Source organism: Polaromonas sp. P1_E1_2, from assembly GCF_056406035.1.
Map to the genome: position 1 here is coordinate 1 of NZ_JBFUAZ010000211.1, position 6,236 is coordinate 6,236.

Here is a 6,236-nt window from a genome sequence, read left to right on the forward strand (position 1 = left end):
CCGAACTGCTGGGCGCTGATGGCCGCCCTGAAATACCGGCCGATGCCGATTCGTTCGACGTCCGCGTTGCCGTTGGAAACCGCCACCAGCGGGTAACGCCCGGACAGGAATTCCAGCGCCAGCACCGCGTCTTCAAACAAGGTGACCCGGTTGCGCTCTTCAAAGAAGACGTTGAACGCAGCCTCCGCCAGCAACGGGTCTTCGCCGGAGCGGTACAGCGCCACCCGTATCGCCTCCCGGCGTATCGCGCTCAGGTTGTATTTGAGCTCCGGGCGCGAGCGTGTGACGTGCTCCCGGATCTCATGGCGCGCCGCCGGGTTGGAAAACAGCGCCGCGGTCATCGGTGCATGCTGGCTGAGCCAGTCGTCCAGTGCTTTCTCGGCCCTTTCAATGGCAGGCCAGATGGGCCACAGGGTGTCATCGAGGTCAAGTGTGATGGCTTTTATGGTGGACAGGTCAAGCATAGGCAGCGTCAATGGGATAGGCGAGAATAACCCATGTCTTTTCGCTCGCGCATCCTCACGCCTTTCAACCCCGAACCCCCCTTCACGCACGATGCAGCGCCAGCCACGCCCACGGCCTGCGGCACGGCCGTCCTGCTCTGCAACCTGGGTACGCCCGATGAAGCGACGGCACCGGCATTGCGCCGCTACCTCGCGGAGTTTTTAAGCGACCCGCGCGTGGTTGAAATCCCCAGAGCGCTCTGGTGGCTGATCCTGCACGGAATCATCCTCCGCGTGCGGCCCAAAAAGTCTGCGGCCAAATACGCCAGCATCTGGATGAAGGAAGGCTCGCCGCTGCGGGTGTGGACGCAAAAGCAGGCCGTCATGCTGCGCGGTTACCTGGCAGTGCGTGGACTGCCCGTCGAGGTGCGTTACGCCATGCGTTACGGCCATCCATCCATCGCCTCGCAGCTTGATCAGCTCAAGGCCGACGGCGTCACGCGCATCCTCATCCTGCCGGCCTATCCGCAATACAGCGGCACCACCACGGCCAGCGTTTTTGATGCGGTCTACGCCTGGGCGGCGCGCATACGCCGCATCCCCGAGTTCCGCTTTGTCAACCACTACCACGATCATCCCGGCTATATCAGCGCGCTGGCGGCACGCGTGCGCGAACACTGGCGCACCGCCGGCCGCGGCGAGCAGCTGGTCATGAGCTTTCACGGGGTACCCGAGCGCACGCTGAAGCTGGGCGACCCGTATCACTGTGAATGCCATAAAACCGCCCGGCTGCTGGCCACCCAACTGAGCCTGCAGCCTGCGCAGTACAAGGTCACCTTCCAGTCGCGCTTTGGCAAGGCCAAATGGCTTGAGCCGTATACCGAGCCCACACTGGTGGCCCTGGCAAAGGCAGGTGTCGGGCGGGTCGATGTGATTTGCCCCGGTTTTACCGGCGACTGCCTCGAAACGCTGGAGGAAATCAACATGGAAGCCCGCGAAGCTTTCCTGCATGCGGGCGGCAAGGAATTCAGCTACATCCCTTGCCTGAACGACAGCCATGAATGGATTGCGGGGCTTGCCGAGCTGGCGCAGCTGCATCTTTCAGGCTGGCCGGTAGCCGGCGCAGAAGCTGCGGAATTGACCAGCACACGCCAGCGCGCGCGGGCCCTGGGTGCCAACCAATAAGCCATATTCCTTGCGGTGGCTATCAAGCCTTGAGCTTGAGCAGCTGCATCATTAGCTGTGTGGTCTTGGTATCAAAGTCGATAAAGTTGGTGAGGTCAGCCCCGGACAGCCAGGACTGCTCCCAGTAACTTTCCTTGAGCGTTTTTTTCCACAGCTCATAGGCCAGCGACGCCTTGACGCCGTCAACCATCTCCGACTGGCGCGCGGGCGTGACGCCCTGGCCGGTAAAAACTGCCCGCCAGTTCGCCATGTCCAGGTCCAGCCCCTGCTCCCGCACGGACCGCACACCGTAGCTGGTCTTCTTGGATGACACACCCACGGCGCGCAGCTTGCCGCTGGCCAGTTCTGCGCTGAAAGTTCCGTATCCGGAAACGCCGGCCACCGCCTTGCCGGTCAATACCGCATCCACCAATTCAAAATTGCGGGCAAAGGGCAGATACACCGGGTCTTCAGGGCGGCTACCGGCAGACTTTGCCAGCAGGYCGGCGAACACGTGGTCCACACCCCCAACAGAGCCAATCGCCATGGGCGTCAGCCTGGGGCTGGTGCGCAGGCGCTCAGCCAGTTCGTTGACGGTCTTGATGGGCGAGTTGCCGGCGACCACCACCACGAGGTAGTCGCTGGTCAGGCGGGCCACCGGGCGGAGCCGGGTCAGGTCCACGGCTGGTTTTTGCAAAGCCACTGCGCCGACCAGGTTGCTGTCACCCATGAAAAGCGCATTGGGATCGGAGCCGTACTTGCCGGCATACCAGGCCAGCCCTGTGGTGCCGCCGTGCCCCTCCTTGTTTTCGTATTCAATCTCGTCGCTCAGGCCCAGGCCGACCAGGGCATCGCCGAGGGCACGGCCCGCTTCGTCCAGCGTGCTGCGCGAGGCGGCTGGTATGACGATGCGCAATCTGGGCGCAAGCTTGCCCTTCACGGCAGCCTGTGCCCACAAGGGTGCTGGGACAACGCCGGCGGCAGCTGCGCCCAGGCAGGAGAGCCCACCGAGAAAAATACGTCGTCGGACATTCGGCATGAGATTCTCCAGCGGTGGTGGCATGTATCAGGCAACAGGCCGGCATGCGCCGGTTTCCCCAACAGGTACAGCACTTTCCATGCCATCCATCAGATGGACGCCGGAGAAAGAAAAGGGGTGACCCACGCGGCCGCCCCTTCCGAAAACCCTGGCGCAGAGCGTCAGGCTTTGAGCTTGAGCAGGTGCACCATGACTCGCGAGGTCGTCAGGTCAAAGTCAATGAAGCTGGTAAAACCGGGTCCCGAGAGCAGCGAAGAATCCCAGTGGTTCTGCTTCAGTGTTTTTTGCCAGGACTCATACCCTGCGGCGGCTTTCACCGCTTCGACCATTTCGGCCTGGCGCGCGGGTGCCACGTTTTGGCCGGTAAACACACCACGCCAGTTGGCCATGTCCACATCGAGCCCCTGCTCGCGAATCGAGGGAATGCCAAAAACCGTGCGCTTGGACGACACGCCAATGGCACGCAATTTTCCGCTGGCGAGTTCATCGCTGAACTCGCTGTAGCCCGATATGCCGGCCACTGCCTTGCCACCCAGCACGGCCTGTACCACCTCGGCACCGCCGGCGAAAGGCAAATACACCAGTTCTTCCGGTTTGCTTTGGGAGGCTCGGGTCAGCACCCCCGCAAACACATGATCCACACCACCGGCCGACCCGCCGGCGATCGGCACGTCTTTGGGGTTGGTGCGCAGCCGGCTGGCAAGATCGGCAACGGTACGGATCGGCGAGCTGGCAGCGACCACCACCACGAGGTAGTCACTGGTCAGGCGGGCTATCGGCTGGATGCGAGTCATGTCGACCGCGGGTTTTTGCAAGGCAACCGCGCCCACCATGACCATACCGCCCATCAACAGGGTGTTGGGATCGTTGCCGTATTTTTCGGCGTAATACGCCAGGCCGATGGTGCCGCCCTTGCCGCCCTTGTTTTCGTATTCGATCTCGTCAGCGGCGCCGACACCCAGCAAGGCCGTACCCAACGCACGGCCGGTCTGGTCCCAGCCCCCGCCGGCGTTGGCCGGTATCACAATGCGCAGTTTCGAAGTTAGTTTGGCGGTCTTGCCTTTTGGAGAAGCGACAGCTGCCGGCGCCTTGGCGGATTGCGCCAATGCGGGGAATGTACTGCCCAACGTGGTCAGGCCCAACCCGGCGAGCCCACCCAATGCGGTGCGTCGTTTGATGTTCAGCATGTCATCTCCTTTTAGTAATAAAACTCAACTTGCAGGTTTTTTCGCCTTCCAGTATTTAGCCATACGCGGAAGCACCAGCACCGCAACCACAATCACGACCAGCGTGATCGACATGGGGCGCTGGAAAAACACGGCGGGGCTGCCTTCGCCGATTGACATGGCATTGCGCAATTGAGCCTCAGCCAGCGGGCCAAGGATCATGCCCACCACCACAGGGGCAGTCGGAAAGTCAAAGCGGCGCATCAGGACACCGAGCAAGCCGATGGCGTACAGCAAAAAGAGGTCGAACGCACTTTGCCGCATGCCGTATGCGCCCACCGTCGCAAAAATCAGGATGCCCGCGTACAGCTGCGGTTTGGGAATTTTCAGCAGTTTGACCCACAGGCCCACCATGGGCAGGTTCAGCACCAGCAGCATCACGTTGCCAATGTAAAGCGAAGCAATCAGTGCCCACACCAGAGCCGCTGACGTGGTGAACAGTTGCGGACCGGGCTGGATGCCGTAGTTCTGGAACGCGCCCAGCAAGATCGCCGTGGTGTTGGAGGTCGGGATGCCCAATGTGAGCAGCGGGATCAGCGCAGCCGTCACCGTCGCATTGTTGGCAGCCTCGGGACCGGCAACACCCTCGATAGCGCCTTTGGTGCCGAACTCCGCACTGTGGGGCTGGTTTTGCGCCAGCTTCTTTTCCATTGCATAGCTCAGGAAAGTCGGGATCTCGGTGCCGCCCGCCGGGATGCACCCGAAGGGCGTGCCGATGGCCGTGCCACGCAACCAGGCGGGGATCGACCGCTTCCAGTCCGCCTTGGTCATATGCACACGGCTGAGCTTGTTCTGCTCTTCCACCATGCGGCCTTCATACAGCACCGCATAAAGCACTTCGGCAACCGCAAAGAGGCCCACTGCCACCAGCACGATTTCAATGCCGTCCAGCAGTTCCGGGATGCCGCCGGTATAGCGGCCCTGGCCGGAGATCTGGTCGAGTCCCACGCAGCCGGCGGCCAGGCCGACCAGCAGCGCCGCCATGCCGCGCAAGGTGCTTTTGCCCAACACCGCACTCACCGTGGTGAAGGCCAGCAGCATCAAGAGGAAGTATTCCGGCGGACCCAGCTTGACTGCGAACTCGGCCACAAAAGGCGCAAACAGCGTGACGATGACGGTGGCAATCGTGCCTGCCACAAACGAGCCGATAGCAGCCGTGGCCAGTGCCGCGCCCGCGCGCCCGCTCTTGGCCATCTTGTTGCCCTCCATGGCCGTGACCATGCTGGCGGTTTCGCCCGGTGTGTTCAGCAGGATGGACGTGGTTGAGCCGCCRTACATCGCGCCGTAGTAAATGCCTGAGAAAAAAATCATCGAAGCGGTGATGTCGACCTTGGCTGTGATGGGCAGCAGCATGGCCACTGCGACCGCAGGGCCGATGCCGGGGAGCACACCCACCGCTGTACCGAGCGCGCAACCCACCAGGCACCAGAGCAGATTCACCGGCGTGATCGCTGTCGCGAAACCCGCCATCAGGGCATTGAAGATATCCATCAGATCCACCCCGTGCTGGTCAGGCCTGGCAAATTAATCGCCAGGAATTTCGTGAACATCCAGAACACCGGCGCGGAAATCGCGAAGCCCACCGCGAAGTCGRCAAGCCAGGTGCGCGGCGCATTGACCGCGGTCTGGCCGCCCGCACGGCGCAGGCCTTGCACAGCCAGCAGATAGCATAGCGTGCAGCTCAGGATAAAACCAATGGCGGTGATGAGCGCTGCATTGAGCAGCAAGCCTGCCGAGACCCACACGAAACCCGGCCAGTAGGCCTGCACCGAGCCCGAAGGCGGTTCGAGCTCCCGGAAGCCGCCGCTGCGTGCCTCCCAGATGATGAAGGCGCCACAAATGGCGAGGCCCACCGACACCACCCAGGGCAGGAAATTGGGGCCTACACCGCCATAACCTGCCTCGGACGAAATGCTGATCGCACCAAAGGCCAGCGCCAGGCCGGTCAGCAGCACACCGGCCCCGACCAGAGTTTGCGGCCAGACGGCCGAGGGATCTGAAGTTGTCATCGTTATAGTTCCCGAAAGGCGGGGAAGGTTGGGCCAGACATAAGCAGTCTGGGGGCACGCGGGCCTTTCGTCAAATTTTCATCAAATTTGACGGAACCGCGTGCAGCTGATACGCGAAAGCGCGGGTGGCGTAAAAACGCGGAAGATCAGACCATGCCGGACTTGACCATCGTGGCGCGCAGCGCCGCAAAGTCGTCGTCCACAAACTTGGCAAATGCCTCACCCGTCAGGACTGCGGGAGTCCAGTCGTTCTTCTTGACAGCCTCGGCCCAGGCCGGCGCCTTGAGCGCGGCCAGCACCATGTCGGTCAGGGCTTTGCGCTGTGCGTCCGTGATGCCGGGGGCACCGTAGACCC

6 protein-coding genes and 1 pseudogene are annotated in these 6,236 nt (G+C 62.3%); 1 reads left to right on the top strand and 6 read right to left on the bottom strand.

Annotated elements, in window-relative coordinates; genetic code table 11:
- Positions 1-464, bottom strand: a 464-nt coding sequence (locus tag AC1D1P_RS11585; RefSeq protein ID WP_477673074.1) for an HAD family hydrolase, incomplete at its 3' end; no start/stop codon positions are given.
- A 33-nt stretch (positions 465-497) separates the two neighbouring features.
- On the opposite strand from AC1D1P_RS11585, the gene hemH reads away from it, so the two are divergent.
- Entirely contained in the window at positions 498-1,628 is a 1,131-nt protein-coding gene (gene hemH / locus AC1D1P_RS11590) for a ferrochelatase (RefSeq protein WP_477673075.1), read from the top strand.
- 22 nt (positions 1,629-1,650) lie between these two features.
- Here the strand turns inward: hemH and AC1D1P_RS11595 are convergent, their stop codons facing one another.
- The 5 genes and pseudogenes from AC1D1P_RS11595 to AC1D1P_RS11615 all read right to left on the bottom strand — a co-directional run.
- The gene (locus AC1D1P_RS11595; RefSeq protein WP_477673076.1) at positions 1,651-2,646 is read right to left on the bottom strand and encodes a tripartite tricarboxylate transporter substrate-binding protein; all 996 of its coding nucleotides are present in this window, start codon (positions 2,644-2,646) and stop codon (positions 1,651-1,653) included.
- Between the two features lie 161 nt (positions 2,647-2,807).
- The gene (locus AC1D1P_RS11600) at positions 2,808-3,833 is read right to left on the bottom strand and encodes a Bug family tripartite tricarboxylate transporter substrate binding protein (RefSeq protein WP_477669017.1); all 1,026 of its coding nucleotides are present in this window, start codon (positions 3,831-3,833) and stop codon (positions 2,808-2,810) included.
- Between the two features lie 24 nt (positions 3,834-3,857).
- Entirely contained in the window at positions 3,858-5,363 is a 1,506-nt protein-coding gene (locus AC1D1P_RS11605; protein WP_477673077.1) for a tripartite tricarboxylate transporter permease, read from the bottom strand.
- Positions 5,363-5,881: a tripartite tricarboxylate transporter TctB family protein gene (locus tag AC1D1P_RS11610; RefSeq protein WP_477673078.1), complete on the bottom strand. Its 519-nt coding sequence runs from the start codon at positions 5,879-5,881 to the stop codon at positions 5,363-5,365. Before AC1D1P_RS11610 ends, AC1D1P_RS11605 begins: the two co-directional genes overlap by 1 nt.
- A gap of 146 nt (positions 5,882-6,027) precedes the next feature.
- Positions 6,028-6,236 (bottom strand): annotated as a pseudogene (locus AC1D1P_RS11615) (tripartite tricarboxylate transporter substrate binding protein); the annotation flags it as partial.